This is a genomic window from Trinickia sp. NRRL B-1857 (assembly GCF_050470685.1).
Lineage (GTDB): Bacteria > Pseudomonadota > Gammaproteobacteria > Burkholderiales > Burkholderiaceae > Trinickia.
The window spans coordinates 1-20,457 of sequence record NZ_JBFLUK010000003.1 but is presented as its reverse complement, the minus strand read 5'-3'; the positions used below and the strand labels follow the sequence as shown (position 1 = coordinate 20,457).

General features: G+C 63.7%; 13 protein-coding genes and 4 pseudogenes. 4 read left to right on the top strand and 13 right to left on the bottom strand.

Features of this window, described 5'->3' with window-relative positions; all coding sequences use genetic code 11:
- A pseudogene (gene fliD / locus AB1286_RS20435) lies at nt 1-240 on the top strand (flagellar filament capping protein FliD); the annotation flags it as partial.
- Between the two features lie 108 nt (nt 241-348).
- Here the strand turns inward: fliD and AB1286_RS20430 are convergent.
- The 7 genes and pseudogenes from AB1286_RS20430 to AB1286_RS20400 form a co-directional block, all read right to left on the bottom strand.
- Nucleotides 349-1,046, bottom strand: a pseudogene (locus AB1286_RS20430) (OmpA family protein).
- A 34-nt stretch (nt 1,047-1,080) separates the two neighbouring features.
- A pseudogene (locus AB1286_RS20425) lies at nt 1,081-1,844 on the bottom strand (flagellar motor protein).
- A 115-nt stretch (nt 1,845-1,959) separates the two neighbouring features.
- Nucleotides 1,960-3,178, bottom strand: a pseudogene (locus AB1286_RS20420) (Crp/Fnr family transcriptional regulator); the annotation flags it as partial.
- A 338-nt stretch (nt 3,179-3,516) separates the two neighbouring features.
- The gene (locus AB1286_RS20415; protein WP_430362057.1) at nt 3,517-4,041 is read right to left on the bottom strand and encodes a DUF6496 domain-containing protein; all 525 of its coding nucleotides are present in this window, start codon (nt 4,039-4,041) and stop codon (nt 3,517-3,519) included.
- A 180-nt stretch (nt 4,042-4,221) separates the two neighbouring features.
- Nucleotides 4,222-4,620 carry a 2-oxoglutarate dehydrogenase gene (locus AB1286_RS20410; protein WP_430362058.1) on the bottom strand — a complete coding sequence of 133 codons (399 nt, stop codon included), beginning with the start codon at nt 4,618-4,620 and terminating at the stop codon, nt 4,222-4,224.
- Between the two features lie 47 nt (nt 4,621-4,667).
- Nucleotides 4,668-6,521 (bottom strand): S10 family serine carboxypeptidase-like protein, encoded by a 1,854-nt coding sequence (locus AB1286_RS20405; RefSeq protein WP_430362059.1) that lies wholly within the window; start codon nt 6,519-6,521, stop codon nt 4,668-4,670.
- Nucleotides 6,522-7,171: 650 nt separating this feature from the next.
- Nucleotides 7,172-7,501, bottom strand: a complete 330-nt coding sequence (locus tag AB1286_RS20400) for a thioredoxin family protein (protein ID WP_430362060.1) — start codon at nt 7,499-7,501, stop codon at nt 7,172-7,174.
- Nucleotides 7,502-7,685: 184 nt separating this feature from the next.
- Here AB1286_RS20400 and AB1286_RS20395 point away from each other — a divergent pair, with 184 nt between their 5' ends.
- From AB1286_RS20395 to AB1286_RS20385, 3 genes are all read left to right on the top strand, one after another.
- Nucleotides 7,686-8,456, top strand: a complete 771-nt coding sequence (locus AB1286_RS20395; protein WP_430362061.1) for an SDR family NAD(P)-dependent oxidoreductase — start codon at nt 7,686-7,688, stop codon at nt 8,454-8,456.
- A 97-nt stretch (nt 8,457-8,553) separates the two neighbouring features.
- On the top strand, nt 8,554-9,036 hold the full coding sequence (locus AB1286_RS20390) for a BON domain-containing protein (protein ID WP_430362062.1): 483 nt from the start codon (nt 8,554-8,556) through the stop codon (nt 9,034-9,036).
- A 50-nt stretch (nt 9,037-9,086) separates the two neighbouring features.
- Entirely contained in the window at nt 9,087-9,239 is a 153-nt protein-coding gene (locus tag AB1286_RS20385) for a hypothetical protein (protein ID WP_430362063.1), read from the top strand.
- Between the two features lie 24 nt (nt 9,240-9,263).
- Here AB1286_RS20385 and AB1286_RS20380 read toward each other — a convergent pair whose 3' ends face one another.
- The 6 genes from AB1286_RS20380 to AB1286_RS20355 form a co-directional block, all read right to left on the bottom strand.
- Nucleotides 9,264-10,214, bottom strand: coding sequence for a GNAT family N-acetyltransferase (locus tag AB1286_RS20380; protein WP_430362064.1), 951 nt, complete (start codon nt 10,212-10,214; stop codon nt 9,264-9,266).
- Between the two features lie 35 nt (nt 10,215-10,249).
- A complete protein-coding gene (locus AB1286_RS20375; protein ID WP_430364980.1) occupies nt 10,250-12,520 on the bottom strand; it encodes a TonB-dependent siderophore receptor in 2,271 nt (756 codons plus the stop codon).
- A 62-nt stretch (nt 12,521-12,582) separates the two neighbouring features.
- Complete coding sequence (locus tag AB1286_RS20370) at nt 12,583-13,977, bottom strand: lysine N(6)-hydroxylase/L-ornithine N(5)-oxygenase family protein (protein ID WP_430365148.1); 1,395 nt, start codon at nt 13,975-13,977, stop codon at nt 12,583-12,585.
- Nucleotides 13,978-14,007: 30 nt separating this feature from the next.
- Nucleotides 14,008-15,072, bottom strand: coding sequence for a GNAT family N-acetyltransferase (locus AB1286_RS20365; RefSeq protein WP_430362065.1), 1,065 nt, complete (start codon nt 15,070-15,072; stop codon nt 14,008-14,010).
- The gene (locus tag AB1286_RS20360) at nt 15,069-19,820 is read right to left on the bottom strand and encodes an amino acid adenylation domain-containing protein (protein ID WP_430362066.1); all 4,752 of its coding nucleotides are present in this window, start codon (nt 19,818-19,820) and stop codon (nt 15,069-15,071) included. Before AB1286_RS20360 ends, AB1286_RS20365 begins: the two co-directional genes overlap by 4 nt.
- Before the next feature lie 56 nt (nt 19,821-19,876).
- Nucleotides 19,877-20,457 (bottom strand): AMP-binding enzyme (locus AB1286_RS20355; RefSeq protein ID WP_430365147.1); only part of this gene is annotated, 581 nt, incomplete at its 5' end.

Genomic DNA, 20,457 nt, shown 5'->3' with positions numbered 1-20,457 from the left:
ACGTCGAATCCGTCGTTCGTGTCGTCGGTGTTCAACGGCAAGAACGGCATCGGTCAGCAATTGGACAAGATGCTCGGGGACTACACGCTGACCACCGTCGGGCAGATGGACAAGCGTTCGGCTTCGCTCAACGAAGAGCTGAAATCGCTGACGAAGCAACAAGGTGAATTGACAACGTATCAACAGACGCTCACGGCGCAATACAACGCGCAGTTCACGGCGTTGAACCGGCTGCTCACGTCGCTGAACAACAGCAAGACCTATTTGAACGCGCTCTTCGGCGGCAACGGCTCCGCCGCACGCTCAACAAGCGCGACTGATCGGCTCGCGCGGCGAGCCGTCGTGACGTTACTGCTGCACGAGTATCGTCACCCGGCGGTTGGCCGCGCGCGCAGCCGCATCCTCACCGAGTACGAGCGGCACGTTGTCCGCTCGGCCGATCGCGGCCAACCGGTGCGGCTCGATACCCTTTTCGACGAAGAAACGCACGACGGCGCCTGCACGCGCAGCCGACAACTCCCAGTTGGACGCGTATTGCGCGTTGGCGATCGGGACGCTGTCGCTATGCCCTTCGACCAAATGTTTTTCGCCGAATGCGTGGCCAATACTTTGGCCACGCGCTCGAGCACGCCGACCGAATCGGGCAATAGACGCGCGTCGCCCGAATTGAAAAGAATCTTCGCGTTGATCGCGATTTCCACGCCCTGCGGCGATTGCGCCACCGTGATCGCATGCTGGTCGCTGAGCGGTTCCAGCAGTGCAACGAGTGCCGCTTGCGCCGCCGTGCGGCGCGCGTCGAGCGCCTTGTTCGCGTTCGTTACGCTCTGCGCTCGCGTGCTGGCGACCTGCGCTTCCAATGCCTTCGTCTGCAAATCGCGGTCTTTCGCGAGTTCGAGCACGTACAGCGCGAGGAAAAACACCATGAGCGTCGTAATCAGATCCGCGTAGGAAATGAGCCAACGCTCCGAATGCTCGTGCTCCGCGTCGTGCGCGTCGTGATCTGCTTGGCCGGACCCGGCGCGTTTTCCGTCCGTCAACGTGCTCATCGGCAGTCACTCCAATCCGTGGCGAGCGAGCGCATCAGGCCAGCGATTCCGCCGCCCGCTCGCGCACCTCGGCGGCAAGTCGCGTCTCGATCGTCTGCGGCGATTCCTTGCGAGAAATTGCAAGCAAGCCATCCATATAAAGGCGCCGAAAGCGCAGCTCGCTATCGACTTGCGCCTTGATCTTTCCGTACAGCGGCAAAAAGACGAGGTTGGCCAGTGCGAGGCCGTACAGCGTCGCGGTAAAGGCCGTCGCGATGCCGCTGCCGAGCTGCGCCGGCTCGAGGACGTGGCCGGTGACGTGAATCAAGCCGAGCACCGCGCCGAGGATGCCGAACGTCGGCGCGTAGCCGCCGGCCTGCTGCCAAATGCGGGCGGCGGCCATCCGGTTGCGCTCGTAGGCCGCAATTTCCCGATGCAGCGCATCCTCGAGGACGGCCGTCGAGACGCCGTTCGCCAGCAGCTCCAGTCCGCGCTTCGCGAATGCATTGATGCCGTCGCATCGATCGACTCGAACGCGAGCATCCCGTTCAGCTTGGCCTGATCGCCCCATTCGAGCAGCGTCGACAAACTGTCGCGATCGACTTGCCGCGCCTTCATGAAGGCGAGGTGAAGCTGTTTGATGCCGTCGAAAAAGCGCGACCACGTGTTTTGAATCATCACCGCGCTCAACGTGCCGCCAAGCACGATGACGAACGCTTCGCCTTGAAGCAGCGTCGAAAAATGCCCGCCTTCGAGCCAAAAACCCACACCGATGGCCGCCGCGCCGAATAGCGCGCCGATAACGGTTAGCAGATCCATAAGAGGTCTCCGAACGTTTTTACGTTTGCCACGCGGCCCGAGCGGACCGCCGCCGCGCGCGGCAGCCCCCACCTAAGGGGCCGCCCGCGGCTTGCGTCACGCTTCGCGGCTCATGCGCGCCGGCTCCGTGGCCGCTCGCCGCCTTCAGGTCGCGAATCGCTTGGAGAAAGCGCTGTTCGATGTCTTCCACTTCGGCTTGATCGAGCTTCAAATCGCGCCGCATGACCCACGACACTTCTTTCTTGCGCGCTTCGGTCATGACGGAGAACAGTTTGTCGACGATCGCCTGGTCGCCCGTCGAGGCCGCCAGTTTCGCCAAATCGTACGTATCGGTCGCGCTGACCGCGTCGAACAGCGTGCGGTGATCCACGAACTCGATGTCCTCCAGCGATTTGATCTCTCCGCTGCCGCGTGCGCGTTTGGCGAAGTAGCTCACGCCCTTTTCCTCGACGTAGTGGAGCACCTTCGTTTTGCGGAAGGCGAACACATCCTCGGCGATCTCGTCGTGCGACAGCTTGTTGAGCAACATCTTGCGCTCGACGCCGACCAACGCTTCTAGATCGGCGAGCTCGATCAGCTCCAATTCGCTATTGATCGCGATGTCGAGATCCTGGTCGGCCACTTGCTGAGCCCGCTCGGTAATGCGCAACGGATCGAACGTCACCACGTGGCGGTTCGAAGCGGGATCGCCGCCGAGGCGGGAATTGCCGCTCAGATGTTCCGCGCGCCCCGTCCCCAACGAAACGAGGTTCAGCTTTTCCATGCGGCCGAGCATCGTCATGACGTGCGGCCGCGAATGGCCCGCGATCGCGCGGCATTTCTTGATGACCTCGGGCAACGGCACCGCCACTTCGTCGGGCTGGCCGCGACGCATGCGTCCGTCCATCGAATCGGCGTTGTCCACGTTCGCCATCAACGCGAGCACGTGCGCATACGACACGACACCCGGCAGGAAGTCGGCATGGGTGTAGGTGGCGAGCAGATCGTCTTTTTTGCGGCCGCGGCGGATCGTCGTCCGCACGATGTGCCGCAATAGCGGCGACGCGCGCTCTAGTTCTTCTTCGACCATGCTCGCGTGCACGACGGTCAACTGGCAAAACGACAACGCCTTAGCCGTATGCGCCCGCGGTTCGGCTTGAAGCAGCACCGCTTCGCCGGAAAAACTCGCCCTTGCCGATCGTCGCGAGCACGACCTTCTTGTCGTCGCAGCGCGTCGACAATTCGACCTTGCCCTCGGTGATGACGTAAAGGACGGCCTCCCCGGCGAAACCTTCGGAATAGATGACTTCACCAGGCGCGGCCGTACGCGTCCAGGACGTTCGTTGCTGATTCAAGGTACTTTCCCCGTAGCGATTCTTGTTTGCTCTCGACCCGCAGTGCGAAGCGGGCGAGACAGCGAGCCGCGTTCGATCGGCTCATGCTCGCGTTAACGACTTCTCAGCCAGGATTCTTTAGATTTCGACGCCGATTTGTGCGTTGTTTTCGGATCAGGTAAACGCGCATCGACGCGATGCGCACACCGGTGCAATGATCTGACGGATCGGCCCCCGTTTGCGGCCGACCGAGCGCATCGCGTTGATTTGGATCAAGAGGCGATGGGCGTTCCGGGGCTCGTCGACCATGCATGCGCGAGGCCCCGCGAACGTTCGCGTCCGGCGCGTTTAGATCCGCATCAATGATGCGCGTGGGCACGCGCGGCGCGGGTGCGAGCGGCTTTCTTCGCGGCGGCCGAGCGTACGGCGGCGCCCTTCGTTTTTGCGGCCTTTTTCGCGGCGGCGGAACGGCTGGCGGCTGGGCGTTTAGCCGCAGCCGATTTCGCCTGTTTCGACACCGCCTCGTGCGACGCGCCGCGCCCGCTTTCGCGTTGCAAAACGGCCGTCGTAGTGCGCGAGCGTTTAGCCTTCGTCTCTTTGTTCGCTGACGGGCGCGCCTTGCCCTGCCCCGCGGCAGTATCTTTCTCGGCTTTCTTCCGTGTCGCCTCGCTCGCCGCGCCCTTGTTCGGCGGCTTCAACTCGACGCCGGCGCGCCGTGCCTTGGACAAGCCGATCGCGACGGCCTGTTTCGCGGAGCGCACACCGTGCTTGCCGGCACGCACGCGGTCGATTTCCTCTTTGACGAATTCCCCCGCTTGCGTCGACGGGGACTTGCCGGCGCGCTTGTCCGCTTCTGCGCGCGCGAGCGTTTTGCGTTCTGGCATGAGGCACCTCCTATACAAGATGGCAAAGATGGCTGACGGCCAAGCTCATCGCTTGCTTCATTCCAGCGGCCGCAAGGTGCATGCCTACCGCGCTTGCGCGCGATCGATCTCCAATAAAAAACTGCCCGCGCGCGAAAAAAACGCGCGTGGGCAGCGGTGACGACCGGCGATGCGAAGCGGTTACTGCTGACGCTGACGTTGTTGCAGGTACTGCTTGACGTCGCTCATCGTGACGCGTCCGCTATGGCTCGTGTCGATCTCGTTGAAGTGATTGGCGATATAGCCGAGCCCGTTCGCTTGCGCTTGGGACTTCGTAATCGCCGCGCCGTTGCTGAACACGGTGTTGGCGCCTAGACGCGCGTCGAGCCGCGCCTGTGCCTGCTGTTGAAGTTCGCTGCCCGTGGTGGGCATAACCGCCGTGACCCGCTTGCTCGGGAAATACGGGCCGTCCACGCCGCTGCCGCGATGCGGCAACTGCACGGGCGCGACCGATTGCAGCGTCGCGCCGTGGGCCGCGCTCGCCAGCACGCCAAGCGCGATCCAAGGGGTAAGGCGTCTTAGCATATCGATAGGTGACATGATCCGCTCACAAGTAAAAGGTAGCCGAAGTAACGAGCGTTCGCCAGTTACCGAGTCGTGGTTTGGGCGGCCGCCAGCGTCGGCGTGCCCGCCGGGCTTTCGTCGCTCCACGGCGGCGGCAACATCCACAACCCGAGCGCGGTAGGCGCCGGCCGGCCCGCGTAGAAGTCACGCAGATCGGCTTTCATCTTCGGACGCGCATGATCGTCGAGGTAGATCATGTGCCCACCGGGATAGAACGTCACCTGCAAGTTCGGATTCAAGCCTTGCACCGTCTGCAACCGCGCGAGTTGCTTTTCCGTGCTGAAGAACGGCGTAGCCAAATCGTGATACCCGTTCAACGCCATCACCTTCAACTGCGGATTGAGCTCGATCGCCGCCAACAAGTCGGGCACCGTATCGGGCAGCGGCTGGCCGTCATGCGAGAAATCCCAGACGTTGATGATGTTGTCGTTCAGCGGCAGGTACGTCGCGTTCGGCGCGTTATAGCCCAAGTACGTCGGCATCTGAACCGCGAGGGCCGTCGTGAACGGCTGCGAAATCAGAATGTCGGACGGGTCGCCGTCCGTTTGCAGCCTCGGATCCGAGTTCGGCAGCGAGACGCGGCCGTCGTAACGGCCGATCGTCGTCCCCGGCAGCAACATCGAATTGAACGGGTTCACATTGAAGTAGCCCGTCAAAGACTGCATCGACAAACCCGACGCCCACGTCCACGAAGCCAGCGTCGGCGCGCTCGGGAACACCGGCGGGCCGAGGAAATCGGGCACGCCCAATTGGCTCAGCACCCACGACTGCGCGTATTGCTTGAACGCATGATAGTGCGTCGAGGCGAACAGCTCCGATTGGAACGCGAACAGCGCGGGATCGGGCTGGATGCTCGGCATCGCCAGTTGATTGAAGTAAGCCGATACCGCGGCATAACCCGGGTAGTAACCGCTTAGCGTGTCCGTATCGAGCTTGAGCGCGTTCATATCGATCGTATTGCCGCTCAGAATCGCCACGGCCTCGATCGCATCGGCAAAATAGTTCAGGATCGACGATTGCAGCATGATCCCCGTCAGCGGCACGCCGGCCGATTCGAGCGAGAGCGCGAGCATGTCGGTGCGCGGTGTGCCGTACGATTCGCCGTACAAGTACAGCGGCGCACTCGTGCGGTGGTTCACCGCGATATAGCGACGGATGAAGTCGCGCATGACGCTCACGTCGGGATCGCTGCCCCAGAATTTTTGATTCTTGTTCGGCGCGATCGCTTCCGACAGACCGGTCCCCGGCGGATCGATGAAGACCATGTCGGTCGTATCGATCAAGCTCTGCTCGTTATTGACGAGCGGGAAGTTCGGCCAATTGGTCATGAGCGGGTCGGGCGTCGCCACGCGTGTGGGCGCGAACGAGCCGAGCCGCAACCAAATCGACGATGAGCCGGGGCCGCCGTTATAGAAGAACGTGACCGGACGCGGCTTGCCGTTCGTGCTCGGTGCCGTGTAGGCGACATACGACATCGTCGCCTCGGCATTGCCGCCGAGATCGGATGCCGTCAAGTGTCCTGTCGTGGTCGTGTAGTAGACGGTTTTCTTGCCGGACGTCCACGTGTGATGCATGACCGCCGCTTTTTCCGATACGAGCGACGGGTCGAGGCTATCGGTCGCGTTGCCCGAATAGGCGACCGGGTCCGTATAAGGCTGATCGGTCGAGCAATTCTGCATTGGCTGACCTTGCGCATTGGCGACGGGCGAAGCCGCCGCCGTGGCCGCCTGCTGCGCGTTCGCGCTCGTCACGGCGGACGAGCCGCCGTCACCGCCGCCGCAGCCGGCCAACACAAGCACCGCCGCCGCGATCGCACCGAGCCATAGACCGCCGCGCGCATGACGCGGGGCTACCTGGATACCACTCCTATCTCGCATCTTCATTGTTGTCCTTGGTGTTTGAGTTGCCGTTTCTCGATGACCGGGCCGTCTCTCGCACGCCGTTTTGCGACACGCAATGCACGACAACGGTCGACATCCAGCCCTCTTCTCGATCACGACCAAGAGCCTGACTATCAAACCGAACGAAATAATTACCGTTTGAAACGAACTGCCGATGGAGCTTTTTTACTGCCGGATTTCGGAGGGTAATTCGAATGAAAATGTGCCGACGACATCGGCGGTAAGAAACTATGCGCGAATAATATGCTTGTCAAGGCACGGCGCGCGAATCGGCACGGACGGCCGTGGCGCACGCCTTTTTCGACTACGAGTGATCGCGGGAACTTTTTTTATTTTATTTAGCAATCCATATATCCATTGAGTTCGCACCATTAGTAAGGCAAACGTCAATTAAGATATAAAGATCGTTCTATTCAATGCGCCCGAAACTTTCTAATTCATTTCAATTGGACGTGCGACTTCAGAAAAAACGGCCAACCGAGTCGAGGGACATTACCTAGGGCGCGCGGCACGTGGATTGCGCGCCGTCTTCATCGTCAGTACTCCTACGGAAACGCCACGATCATGCCCCAGAACGAAACGCGCAGCGTAGCGTCTGCCGACACCGCGCGCGGATAGCGAGGCGCTCACGCCAGCGCCGCGACTCCCTCTGCGACCGCGCGCGCGTCGGTCGGGCGTACGACCCGCGCCACCTCGACCCCGTCGCGCAAGAAAATGAGCGTAGGCCAGAGTTTGACTTTGAACGAGCGTCCGAGCGGACGCCCGGGGCCGTCCTCTATCTTCAGGTGATTGAGATTGAGCTGCGGCGCGCGCGCAAGCGCCTCGGCGATATGACGCTGCGCGCCCTGGCAGTACCCGCACCAATCCGTGCCGAATTCGAGCACTGCCGCCCCCATAAGCGCATCCACCTCGGCGCGCGTCGGCGCCGTCTTTGCGTAACCGTTCTCTTGCGTCATGACTGTCCCTTTCCAACTCAACTGCCGCGATCCACGCCGGGCCGCCTATCGCGCCACCGGCGCACGCAGCGTTCGTCGCGCTATCTCTATCGTTGCGAGCAGGCATTGTGCCCCAGTGCTCGGCATGGCGCTTGCGGCCCCGTCCCAAAGCGGTATTCGCATCCTTTGAACACTGGAGGCCACGATGAAATTGAAAGATAAGCGCGCGCTCGTCACGGGCGCCGATTCGGGCATCGGACAAGCCATCGCCGACATTTTCGCGCGAGAAGGCGCCGACGTCGCCGTCGTCTATCACACCGATCGCGACGGCGCGGAGCAAACCCGCCGGCGCGTCGAAGCCGCGGGACGCCGAGCCCTCGTCATGCAAGGCGACGTCGGCGATCCGGCCAGCGTCCAACGCTGCTTCGACGAAGCCGTGCGCGAGTTGGGCGGACTCGACATTCTCGTCAACAACGCGGGCGTCGGCGCAAACGCGGCACCGGTGGCTGAGATCGACGATGCCGAACTCGAGCGCGTGTTGCGGACCGATTTAATGGGGCCGCTCTTTTGCTGCCGCGCATTCGTCAAACTCCGTAAGCAAAGCGGCGGCGGAGGACGCATCGTCACCATTTCCTCCGTCGCTCAACATTTGCCGACACCGGACAGCGCGCCTTACGGCATGGCCAAAGCCGGTGTGGGCTCGTTGACGCGCAGCCTTTCGCGCGAAGTGGCGGAAGACAAAATCAACGTCAACAACATCGCCCCCGGGCTCATTCAAACACCGATGACCCAGAGCCGGCTCGACGATCCGGCCAAGCGCGACAAGTCGTTCGGCGTGATTCCTTGGCATCGCGCCGGACAGCCGGAGGAAATCGCACGCGTCGCGCTATTTCTCGCTAGCGACGATGGCGATTACGTTACTGGGCAAACATGGACGATCGACGGCGGCCTCAGTATGCAATGGGGCGGCGCGTAATCCTGCCACTCGGGGCACGCGCGATGCTGGACCGGAAACGGACTCGCCCCCGCGTTCGCGGCGGGCGCAATCGAACCGCGATTCACCGGAGACTCCCATGAAGAGCTTGTTGAACAGCATCGCGACGCTCGCCGCGGGCGCGGCAGTCATGTACTACCTCGATCCGCAGATGGGACGGCGGCGTCGAGCGACGCTGCGCGACAAACTCCGCTCAGGTAAGCGCAGCGCGACGAATTTCGCCGGCACGCAAGCAAAGCGCACCGCCGATCAAACGCGCGGCCTCTATGCCAAGGCGCAGGCGCGAATGGACGGAGGCGGCGAGCCGGTCGGCGACACCATCTTGGCCGAGCGCGTCAGAAGCCAACTCGGCCACCTAACGAGCCGCCCGGGTGCCATCGACGTCACCGCCAGCGGCGGTTGCGTCGGACTGTCCGGGCATATCCTCGCCGCCGAGCATACGCCGCTCGTGCAGACCATCAGCGCGATCTCCGGCGTGGACGAAATCGACGACCGCCTCGTCGTACACGATCGGCCCGGCAACATTCCAGAGCTACAAGGCGGCGTGCACAGCCAAGGTTGAACACACGCTCGGCTTGCTGCGATTTAACTTATTCGAGGAGGACCTCTGCCATGCGTCTATCCGCCAGCGATCCCACTACCCCGCCGATCCCCGATCAGCCAGTGATCCCCGACGCACCGAACCCCGGCTCGCCCGACGACGTTCCCGACGTCGGCACGCCCGAGCCCGAGCCGGATCAACAACCGGGCCGAACCGGCAATTGACCGGCGAAATAGCACAGCGACCGATTACGGTCCGTGGTGCGTGAAGAACGTGTCGCGTTCGAGCACGATGAGCGCGGCACGCTTGTGCGGGAAGTCGAACTCCTTAAGCGTATAGGCTCCCAGCCGATGCATATACGCGATGTGGCGCGTGTTGTCGATGCGCGGTTCGCCGACGATTCGCTGCGTGCGGGGATCGTCGAGGAACATGTAATGCAGCACGCCGTTGAACCACGCGTGCAGTTTGCCCGGTCCGTGCGCATCGCGCTCCCCGACCAACAGATGCAGCCCGCGGTCGAAGTCATGCGCATCGTAAAACGGCGCGATGCGGTCTTCCTTCGCCCAATACACCTCGAAATAGGCGAAGGGGCGATCGTCGAAGCATCCGATGAGCGGGTGGACATGCGCGTCGGCGCATTGCGCTTCCAGATAAGCGGCGTGTTCCTCGCGCGTACCGCGCAGTCCCCAAAACCGCGCGACGCGCTCCGAGTTCATCCACCTATGAAACCGCTCGGTATCTTCGCTCACGTCCACTGTGCGCAATGAAAACGTCGAGGCGAGTGCCGGCAGGTAGCGCCGATAGACGGTCCCCGTCGGCTTGGGCGGTCGCGACGGGTAGCGGCGCCCGCCCTGCGTCACGTAGCGGAGCGCCGCACCGCCCGAGGACGGCGCCGTCAGCCACGGCGACGGATGTTGCCAGAACGTCGCACGCGAAGTCGAAACGAGCAGCGTGTCACCATCGCGCGTAACACGGTCGGCCACTCCGGCACGTACGGCCCGCATCGCAAACGACGCAAGCCGCTTTTCCGCATCCGTTGCCCCATGCGTTGCTGCATCCTCGCACCGCAAAGCGATCGTTGCCGTTTTGCGATCTCGCTCGGCGCCGAACCACTCGGCCAAGCTCGGCAGCAAAGCGGCCGGATCGTCGCACGGCGGGTACGGTAAGCGGATCGCGCTCGCGTGGACGGTGTCATGCATAGCTGCCGGCTCGTTCATCGAAATTCCTCTCCTCGTTACCAGTCGTAGCGCGCCGTAGCGATAACGGTACGGCCGTTGCCGTAAAAGCAGGCGGCATCGCTCTGGCACCCCGTCACATAGCGCCGGTTGAAAAGATTCGTCGCATTGACCGCGAAGCGCCAATTGCGTACGTCGTAATGGATAGCCGCGTCGAATAGCGTGTACGCCGGCACCTGCAAAGCGTTGTCGGCACCGCCCGCGGCCCCGCTCGTGTAGCGCACGCCGGCACCCAGTCCCAAGCCGGAGAGCGGCCCGGTGTGCCAAGTCCAGTCGCCCCACACCGAAGCCGTTTCGCGCGGCAGCGGGATCGCGACGGGCCATTTGTCCAACGAAACATCGTTCGCCTCGACGTTCTTGACGTCCTGATAGGCATAGGCCGCCGCCACGGTCAGATCGCGCGTCACATTGCCCACGGCGCTGAACTCGATGCCGCGCGAGCGCACGCGGCCCGTCTGCACGCTGTTCACGTGCGTCGGATCGTTCGGATCGGGCGTGAGCACGTTGGTCTGGTCGATCTGATAGACGGCCGCCGTCAACATCAAGTTTTTCGCCGTAGGCTTCCAGCGCAACCCCGCTTCGATCTGCTTGCCGCGCGTCGGCGCGAACGGCGTCCCACCCGCCGTCACGCCGATGGTCGGGTTGAACGATGTCGCGTAGCTCACGTAGGGAGAAAGGCCGTAATCGCCGAGGAAGACGAAGCCCACGCGGCCCGAGAACGCCGTGTTGCGTTGGCTTTGCTCGGTGCCGGCGACGACGTTGTCGGTACGGGTACGGCTGATGTCCTCGCGCCCGCCGATCGTCACGACCACGCGCGGCGTCAATTTGATCTGGTCTTGGGCGTACAGGCCGAAGCTATCGAGCGTGCTGCGCACGTCGGTGGGCCCGAACGAGGTGGGCCCCGAGAAAATCGCCGACGACACCGGCGTATACACCGGGTTGTACATGTTCAAGCTCGGCGCCAACGCTGCCTGCTCGCTGTCGGTCGACAACTGCCGGCTATACGAGAATCCGAATAGCACCGTGTGCGCGATCGATCCCGTCCGGAACTGCGCCTGCGCCTCGTTCACGAGATCGAACCGCGTGTAGTTGGGCTGGAACAACCCCGCATAACGCGTCAGCGTCGCCTGCGTCGGATCGGACGTGTCGAGCCCGCCGCCGTACACGGTCTCGTTGTTTAGCGACAAATGCGCATAGCGCGCGTTTTGGCGCAGCGTCCAGACGTCGTTCAACCGCTTCTCGAAGGCATAGCCGACCGACCATTGCCGCTTGTCGTATCGCGAGAACGACGGATCGCCCGTGTAGAGATCGCGCGAAATCGCGCCGTTCGGATTGTTCAAAATCGTGCCGACGGCCGGCAAGAAGTTGTCGGATACATCGGTGCTGTCGTGCAGGTAGGTGGCCGAAAGCGTCAGCGAGGTATCGGCATCGGGCCGCCATTGCACCGACGGCGCGAGCATCAAACGCTGGTCTGCGTTAGGCCCGGTCGGCATATTGCCGTCGCGCCCCACGCCGACGAACCGATACGTCAGCGTTCCATCGCGATTGAGTTTGCCGCCGAGATCGAGGCCGATTTGTTTGCGCGCGTCGTTGCCCACTTGGACCTCGATCTCGTGGATCGGCTCGCTAGTGGGCTTTTTCGTTTGCACGTCGACGAGCGAACCCGGATCGCCTTGGCCGTAGAGGACCGACGTCGGACCGCGCAGGACGGTCACGGTATCGATTTGATACGGATCGACGCGCCAAGCGGCGAGGTTCATCGTGCTCGGCACGGGCAAGCCGTCTACGTAGACGTTCGGTGTAAAGCCGCGCAGCGCCGTGTACCAGTCCGAACGCGTACTCGCGCCGTAAGACGAAAAGCCCGGAACATACCGCAATGCCTCGTTGATCGAGCGCGCGCCTTGCGCCTCGATTTGGGCCGAGGTCACCACGTTCACCGTTTGCGGAATCTCCTCGAGCGGCGTGTCGGTTCTCGTCGCCGTGCTCGTACGACGAGCGACGAAGCCGCGCACGCTATCTTGCGCGCTCGAACCACGCACGCGCACGGCCGGCAATGTACCGCCCTTCGTGACGGGGCCCGCATTGTTCGCCCCGTTCAACTGATTCGGCTGGGCCGATGTCCCCGGCGCCGTTTGGACGCTCACGCCGCCCGCTCGCTCGTCTTGTCCTTGCGCGGATTGCGCATGCGCGTAACTTTGCGCCCCCGCCCACAATGCGGCACTCGCGGCCACAGCAATCGCTCGCCGTTCCTTGCCGTCAAACCACTCCATCGATGACTCCGTTCTTTTCACTAGTTGGTGCCGCGCAGCGCTCCCGCCGCAACGACGGTCGATTACAGAGCGAAGGCCTCGCGGCTGTCGCTCACCCCGTTGCGCGCTTGCGCGCGAATGTCTTTCGTCGTTCGGTACCCGGCCGTCGCTTGCAACAGCGAACCGGCGATCTCGTCCGCCCGGCAGGCGAGGACCGACAGCAGCGTGTCGCTGAGCCCGTGCGTATCCTCGCAACACCCTTGCAAGTAAATGCGCGGCTGGAAGTGCTCGCCCGTTTGCAAGCGGTACTCGCGCGTCACGTCGCAGCTTGCAGGCGAAGCGCCGAGCGCATCGGCCAGTCCTTCCAAGAGCGCCCAATGACCGTCGCGTCGATAACCCGTAGCCAGCACGACGGCATCGAAGCGTTCGACCGATCGCTCGGCATCTACTGCGCTGCGCAGGAGCAACTCGATTTCGCCGCCCGCGCTTGCGCTCGAATCGATGCGTCGCGCCGAGTCGATCGATGCATTGGCGATCAATCGGTGGCGCGCGTCCCCACGTACGCGCTGCATATAGAAGAGTTCATAGATCGATTCGATCAGCGGGCGATCCACGACCGAATAGTTCGTACTCCTGAACGCATCGAGCGTCGCGCGTCGGGCGTCGCGCGGTTGCGCGTAGACGATGTCGGTAAAGGACGGATTGAAGATCTCGTTGACGAACGGACTATCGTCGGCGGGCCGCAGCGCGGGCGCGCGCATGATCAATGTGGCGTCCACGTGAGGGAAACGGCGCGTCAAATCGACGAATACCTCGGCGGCACTCTGACCGCCGCCGATCACGGCCACCCGTTTGCGCACGGCCCCGTCGCCCACCAAGCGGCCGATCGAGGACAGGTAAGCCGACGAATGCACGAGCGCCGGATCGCGCCGCGACGCGAGCGAGGCGAACGGCGCAGGCACCGCCGGCGCTCCGCCGATCCCGATCGACAGCGCATGCGCGTTGCGGGCCCGCGCTTGCCCCGATGCATCGGTCGAATGCACGCGCAAGTGCGTGACGACACGACGATCGACAGGATCGAGGATGGGTTCGATCGACGTGACGTTCTCTCCGTAGCCGACCAGATGATCGAAGCCGCGTGCCACCCAGCGCAGATAGTCTTCGAATTCGACGCGCGTCGGATAGAACTGCTTCAAGTTGACGAAGTCCTGCAAGCGTCCCTGCTCGAACAGGTAGTTCACGAACGTGAAACGGCTCGTCGGATCGCGCAGCATCGCAAGATCTTTTAGAAACGAAATCTGCATGCGGCTATCGTCGAGCAGCATGCCGCGATGCCAGCCGAACTCGGGCTGACGTTCGAGGAACGTCGTTCGCAACGGCGTTGCCCTCTCTTCTTGCGCCAAGCGCACGGCCAAGGCGAGATTGGATGGACCGAAGCCGACGCCGATGAGGTCGTACGCCTCGTCTCGTTTGGTCATGACAGTTCTCCTAGTCAAGATGTTTTTCCGTCAGATGGGCCGCGCATCGAAGAAGGACTCGCGGAGGGTGCGCATTAATAGCGCGCGCTTATGCGGAAAATCGAACGGCCGCACTGCGGCGAAGCCGTGCTCGCGCAGATAAGCGATCATGCGAACGTTGTCGTGGCGCGGCTCGCAGACCACCGCTTGCGTACGCGGATCGTCGAGAAACAGGTAATGCACGAGCGACGGCAGCCACGCGGCTACGCACCGCGCCCCGCGCCAACGCGTTTCACCGACGAGCATGTGCAAGCCGCGATCGTGTTCGCCGGGCTCGGCGAAGGGCGAGATCCGATCCTCCTTGGCCCAATACGCCTCGAAATAGCCGAACGGCTCGTCGTCGAAAGCGCCGATCAACGGATGCACATGGGGCGACGCCAATTGACGTTCGAGGTAAGCACGGTGCGCATCCAGTTCGCCCGCCTCTCCCCAGAACAGATTCACGCGAGGCTCGTTCAGCCAGCCGTGGAGCAAGGCCAGATCGGACTCGATCGAGGCGGTTCGCAGCGTGAAACGGTGGCCGAATGCGGGAAGCTCGCGGGTATAGACGATGCCGTCGCGGTAAGGCGCGCGGCGCGGATGGCGAACGCCGCCGGTCATCTCGTAGCTGAGCGCCGTCGGCGGTAGCTGAGCGGCCTGGGTCAGCCATAGGTCGGGCTGCTGCGACCATGTCTCGCGTAGACATAGCCCATCCGAGGTCAATACGCCGCAACGGCGCAACGCATCGAGTGCGCGAGGGCTTAAGCGCTCTGTGTCGAGGCGCACTGCGCGGCACGCACGATCGGCCGCGAATGCCCCCGCTAATGCGGCCAACAGCGCCGGATGCTGTATCGCATGGTCCGCCGCGTCAGCCCAAGTCAGTTGGGCAAGTCCGCCTTGCGGTTGCCACCGCGCGTTCAACACAGTCGCTTCCGCCGATCTCTCGCTTCCCGTAGCGACGGTTCGATTCACGGTAAGCGTCTCGCCGGCCCATGAGACGGCGAGTTCAGGCGTGCCTTCCATCCCCGAAAACACGATCGATAGGTTCGCTTCGGACAACCGATCTTTCTTATTCATTGCTGTTCCATGTGTGCCGAGCCCACCGTCGAAGCGGCGAGAATCGCCTTCGTCACACGCGCCGCCGGTTGGTCGGCCAGTTGCTCGACGGCGACCGTGTAAACCTTTGCGAGACGCCGTGCAAAAACCGCATCGACTCGCTCGTGAGCAAACGACAATGCACCGCGCAAATTTCCTTGGGTGTCTTCGGCAATATCGAGCTCGAGTTCGAAGAGCATGCGGCGGCGTATGTCGTTGAACGGTGCCGCTCGAACGGCGCCCCATTGCATCGGCTCGGCCTCGGCTCGGACGTAGTTGAAAAGCGCCGCCAGCAGCGGATGGCCGTCGCCGCCCTCCTCGCGCATCGCACCCAGCACCGTCGTGAGCGGCGTCGCCATATGTTCGTAGGCCGAGAGCGTCGCGTCGCGCACCGCCGCCACGACATCGCGCAGCGTCGCGTCCTCGCGCATCCGAGTGCGCACGATCAACGTTTCGACGAACAGGCCCATCTCGTCTCTATTGCCGGCGTCTCGATTCGACGCGAGCACGCCCACGGGCTGATCGAGCACGGCTAGCTCGCGTGCCAACGCGATGTTCAGCGCCGCATGCATGAGCATCGGCAACGTCGCTTTGGCGGCTTGCGCGCACGCCCTTGCGCGATCCACGACCGCGCGATCGAATGCGAAGGCGATACGCGTCGCGGCCCAGCCCCCCATCGATTCGACTGATACGGGCTGTGTCGGCTGCGGTAGCCGCAACGGCGCGGCGTCGAGCAACTGCCCGCGCCAATAGGCTATGTCGCGTTCCGTGGATTCGCCCGTATCGGGCGCGGTGCTCGTTAGGCCGGCGACCGGACCCGCATCCGGTACCGTGCGTGCGATCGCTGCCCCCTCGATACCGACGCAATAGGCTTCTCGCAACGCGTCGAGCCACAGTGCGATCGACTGACCGTCGGCGCAAACGTGATGAACGACCAGCGACAAAACATGGTCGTCATCGTCGAGACAGATCAAGCGTGCCCGCCACAGCGGTGCCCCGTTCATTGCGAAGGGACGCAATGCATCTTCATCCGTCCAACGCCGTGCGTACGCCACTCGGTCTTGTTCGTGACCCTGCCCGCGTAGATCGTCGAAGACGAACTCGACGGACGCCGACGCCGCCACGACGAGCCGCGGATGCGCTGCATCGACAATGCCCGTGCGCAAAGCCAAAAATCGTCGAGCAGTCGTTTCGAGCGTCTGTTGCAATGCCGAAACATCGAACGGCCCGGCTAGCCTCATCGCCACCGCGATGTGATGCGAGGCCGTCGTGGGCGCGGCACGCCATAGGAACCAAAGCGCGGACTGCGCATGGGAGAGGCGTCCGTCCTGCTCCGGCTGTCGAACCGCATGCGCCGTAGAAGAGTCCGATTCGACGCCTCGCTCGCTAGCCACGCGCGACGCCGCCGCCTTCACCCGCAGCGCGTATGCGGTAAGCGTCGGCGCCTCGAACAGCGCCCGCACGGGCACGTCCTTGCCGAGCCGCTCGGCCACGCGCGCCGCGACTGCAACCGCTTTCAGCGAATGGCCGCCGACGGCGAAGAATTCGTCGTCTCGACCGATGCGATGAGTACCGAGCACCTCGCACCAGATCTGAGCGAGCGCCGTTTCGATACCGGGCGCCGGCGCCTCGAAGCGTCGCTCGCGCGCCTCGGGCGCCGGCAGCGCGGCCCGATCGATCTTGCCGTTGGGCGTGCGCGGCAGCCGCCCCAAGACAAGCACGCGCGACGGCACCATGTAATCGGGCACGACGCCCCGCAGGTAAGCGCATAGCATGTCGCCGTCCACCAGCGATGCGGCACCGAGCGGCTCGACATACGCCAAGAGCTGAGCGTCGCCCGCAGTACCGCGGACAAGCGCAATCGCATCGCGCACGCTCGGATGAGCGATCAACCGCGACTCGATCTCGCCGAGTTCGATGCGCAAACCGCGCAGCTTGACCTGATGATCGATGCGGCCGATGAACTCGAACACGCCGTCGGCGCGGCGACGCACGAGGTCGCCCGTCCGATACAAACGCGTCCCCGGCTCGCCGAACGGATCGGGCACGAAGCGCTCTGCGGTTAGCGCCGCGCGGGCGTGATAACCGCGGGCAACGCCGAAGCCGCCGAGATAGAGTTCGCCGACCGCCCCGATCGGCAATAGGCCCATGCCGGCATCGAGCACGTGCGCCGTGCGTGCACCGACGGGCGTGCCGACCGGCAGATAAGCCGACCCCTCGGTGACCGGCGCCTCGTCGCCGCTGTCGATCATCCACAGGAGCGGCGTGACCACCGTTTCCGTCGGGCCATAACCGTTGACGATACGCACGCGCGGGAACGCTGCGCGTAACGTCGCGCAGGCTTCGAGCGACGTGGCCTCGCCGCCGACGGTCAGCGACCGCAACGAAGCCGGGGCACCATGACGCGCTGCCCATTGCGCGAGTTGCAACGCATAGCCCGGGGTGAACGCGGCGACCGTGATCGATTCGCGCGCAATCGTCGAAAGCGTCTGCTGCGGCGACCACAGTGCATCGTCGCTAAGACGCACCTGAGCGCCCGCGGCAAGCGGCGCCATCCAACATTCGTGTGCGCCATCGAAATTGATCGACGCGACGTGCAGCACGCGATCGCCGTCGCGCATCCCGTAACGAGCGGCAATCGCCTCGCAGTGCATGGCGATCGCCCCGTGTTCGACGACCACCCCCTTGGGCGTGCCCGTCGAGCCCGATGTGTAAATCAAATACGCCGCTTGCCGCGGATGCGGTATGGCGTTCACGACAACCTCGTCGTCCATCGATACGTCGCACTGCGCCATATCGTCGAGCAACCATAAGCGCATCCGCGGGCGCAACGGCAACTTGGCCGCGTGCTCGGTCTGCGTCACGACAAAATCGATTCGCGCGTCGTCGACGATATGCGCGGTGCGGTCGATCGGATGCGAAGGATCGAGTGGAACGAACGCCGCGCCCGCCTTCAAAATCGCAAGCAAAGCCACGATCAGCTCGACCGAGCGCCCCAGCGCGATACCCACGCGCACTTCGGGGCCTACGCCGGCTCGCATCAATTGCCGGGCAAGCGCGTTGGCCCGCGATTCGAGCGCGGCGCGCGTCAACCTCACCGAGGAATCGGCGAGGGCCCACGCCTGCGGCTCGGCTTTTGCGAGCGCGGCGAGCCGAGCGTGAATCGGCACGAACGCCGACGCTTGCACCGCGACTTGCTCCGAGATGGGTGCCGCAGCGCCGTTACATCCATCGATTTCGCGCCGGTCTTCGTCCGTCAGCCATTCGAGATCGCCGATCGCGGTCTCGGGTGCCGCAAGCGCATTCGTCAACCAATGCGTATACCGGCTGGCGAAGCGCTCGATCGTTCGCGCATCGAAAAGGTCTACCGCATAGACGAAGGCCGCATCGAAGGCGTCGTCCTCGCGAGCCTCGAAACCCATCGCCAAGTCGAACTTCGCGTAGCACAGGTCGGTGGGCAGCGACATTGCACGCGCGCGTCCGAACCGAGGCAGCGGCTGCGCCGCGCCGTAGGTCGCCATCATTTGAAACAACGGATGGTGGCTCGCATGACGAGTTGCGCCCAACGCCTCGATAACCTGATCGAGCGGCACCTCTTCATACGACTGCGCATCGACGAGTGCGCGCTGAACCTGATCGACGAGCACATCGAATCGGCCCCGCGGCACCACATCCACCGGCACGACCACCGTATTGACGAAACAGCCGACCAGGCCGACCGTTTCCGCGCGGGCCCGATTCGCCGCGGGCACACCGATCTGGATGCGCCGCTCACCGCACGCTCGGGCGATCAGCGCCTGCAATGCGGCGAGCAAGACCGCGAAGGGCGTCGCTCGTCGAGCTTGGGCTAACGCACGCACACGTTGCCCCAAGGTGGCGTCGAGCACGAAGTGGTGGCGCGCGCCTTGCGCGTCGCGCTGCATCGGCCGCGGACGAGAACCGGGCAGCGAAAGCGCGCCGGCCGCCGGATCCAGGCACTGCCGCCAAAACGCCAACTGACGTTCGCTCTCGCCCGCTTCGAGCCACTGCCTTTGCCATTGCGCGTAGTCCGCGTACGAAATCGGTAGCGCAGGCAGCAAAGACGATACGGACGCATCGCCGTTCGACGCGAGCAATGCCGCGTAGAGCGACGACAACTCGCTAAGCACGATATCGACCGACCAGCCGTCGGCCGCGATGTGATGGATCGTCACCACGAGCCAATGCAAGTTCGGCGAAAGGGCGATCAAGTGTGCGCGAAGCAACGGGCCGCGCGCGAGATCGAAAGGTTCGGCCTCTTCCGCGCGAGCGATGTCAGCCGCAGCGCGCGCGGCATACTCCGCACGCTGACCGCTCACGTCGCTCATGTGCCACGGACACAGGGCGCATTCCACGACATGCTGCTCTAGCCCGCCGCCGGGCGACTCCACAAAGCGTGTGCGCAACGCCTCATGGCGTGCGATCAACGCATCGAATGCACGCTGCAATGCGCCACGATCAAGTTCTCCGTCCAGTTGCAGACGCAAGGCGATGTGATAGGCCGCCGGCTCGTCGATCAAGCGCGCATGCAGCCAAATTCGCGTCTGCGCATACGACGCGCGCGAGACAGCCGGCACCACGCCGGCCGGGATCGGCAGCAAGCGAAAGTCGATGCCCGCATCGCGCAACTTGCCGACGAAGCGTGCGCGCTGTTCGGTCGGCAGCCGAGCGAATCGCTGCGCGAGTGAGGACAGCTCGGCCTCGGAAGGCATTGGCCGAAGCGGCGGCGTATTGTTTGATAGTGAATTCGTCATCGAATACCCTCGCCTCAACTCGCTTCGAGTTCGTCGAGCAATGCGCCGATCGTTGCGTACGCATCGCCTTGCCCTTGCCGTTCGCGCGCGGACAACTCGGCGTCGATCAAAGCCGCGCACCGTTCGAGCGTGCGGGCCTCGAACAGCGCACGCAGCGGCAAGGCCAACGACCACCGGCGATTCGTCCTTGCATGCGCGGCCGCTGCGAGCAGCGAATGTCCGCCCAGCAAGAAGAAGTCGTCGTGTCGGCCGATTCGGTCTAGGCGCAGCACTTGCGCCCAAATCTCGGCCAGCACCCTCTCGGTCTCGCTGGCCGGCGCGGCGAATTCGGCCTCGGTGGCCGGCGACGGCAAAGCCGCCCGATCGCATTTGCCGTTCGGCGTAAGCGGAAGCGCGTCGAGTTCGATCAAATGCGCGGGGACCATGTAGGCGGGCAAATGCGCTTGCAGCCTTGCGAAGACATCGTCTCGGTCGAGCCGAGTCGATGCCGCACGTACGACATAGCCGATCAGTTGTTCCTCGCGCACGATCACGACGGCATCGTCGATGCCGGGCTGCGCGCGCAACACTGCCTCGATTTCACCCGGCTCGATGC

Bases quoted from the DNA above. Each gene is read 5' to 3' on its own strand.
- AB1286_RS20415 (WP_430362057.1), bottom strand. From the start codon at position 4,041: ATGCCAGAACGCAAAACGCTCGCGCGCGCAGAAGCGGACAAGCGCGCC.
- AB1286_RS20390 (WP_430362062.1), top strand. From the start codon at position 8,554: ATGAAGAGCTTGTTGAACAGCATCGCGACGCTCGCCGCGGGCGCGGCA.
- AB1286_RS20400 (WP_430362060.1), bottom strand. From the start codon at position 7,501: ATGACGCAAGAGAACGGTTACGCAAAGACGGCGCCGACGCGCGCCGAG.
- AB1286_RS20405 (WP_430362059.1), bottom strand. From the start codon at position 6,521: ATGCGAGATAGGAGTGGTATCCAGGTAGCCCCGCGTCATGCGCGCGGC.
- AB1286_RS20380 (WP_430362064.1), bottom strand. From the start codon at position 10,214: ATGCATGACACCGTCCACGCGAGCGCGATCCGCTTACCGTACCCGCCG.
- AB1286_RS20410 (WP_430362058.1), bottom strand. From the start codon at position 4,620: ATGTCACCTATCGATATGCTAAGACGCCTTACCCCTTGGATCGCGCTT.
- AB1286_RS20365 (WP_430362065.1), bottom strand. From the start codon at position 15,072: ATGAATAAGAAAGATCGGTTGTCCGAAGCGAACCTATCGATCGTGTTT.
- AB1286_RS20395 (WP_430362061.1), top strand. From the start codon at position 7,686: ATGAAATTGAAAGATAAGCGCGCGCTCGTCACGGGCGCCGATTCGGGC.
- AB1286_RS20385 (WP_430362063.1), top strand. From the start codon at position 9,087: ATGCGTCTATCCGCCAGCGATCCCACTACCCCGCCGATCCCCGATCAG.
- AB1286_RS20370 (WP_430365148.1), bottom strand. From the start codon at position 13,977: ATGACCAAACGAGACGAGGCGTACGACCTCATCGGCGTCGGCTTCGGT.
- AB1286_RS20360 (WP_430362066.1), bottom strand. From the start codon at position 19,820: ATGCCTTCCGAGGCCGAGCTGTCCTCACTCGCGCAGCGATTCGCTCGG.
- AB1286_RS20375 (WP_430364980.1), bottom strand. From the start codon at position 12,520: ATGGAGTGGTTTGACGGCAAGGAACGGCGAGCGATTGCTGTGGCCGCG.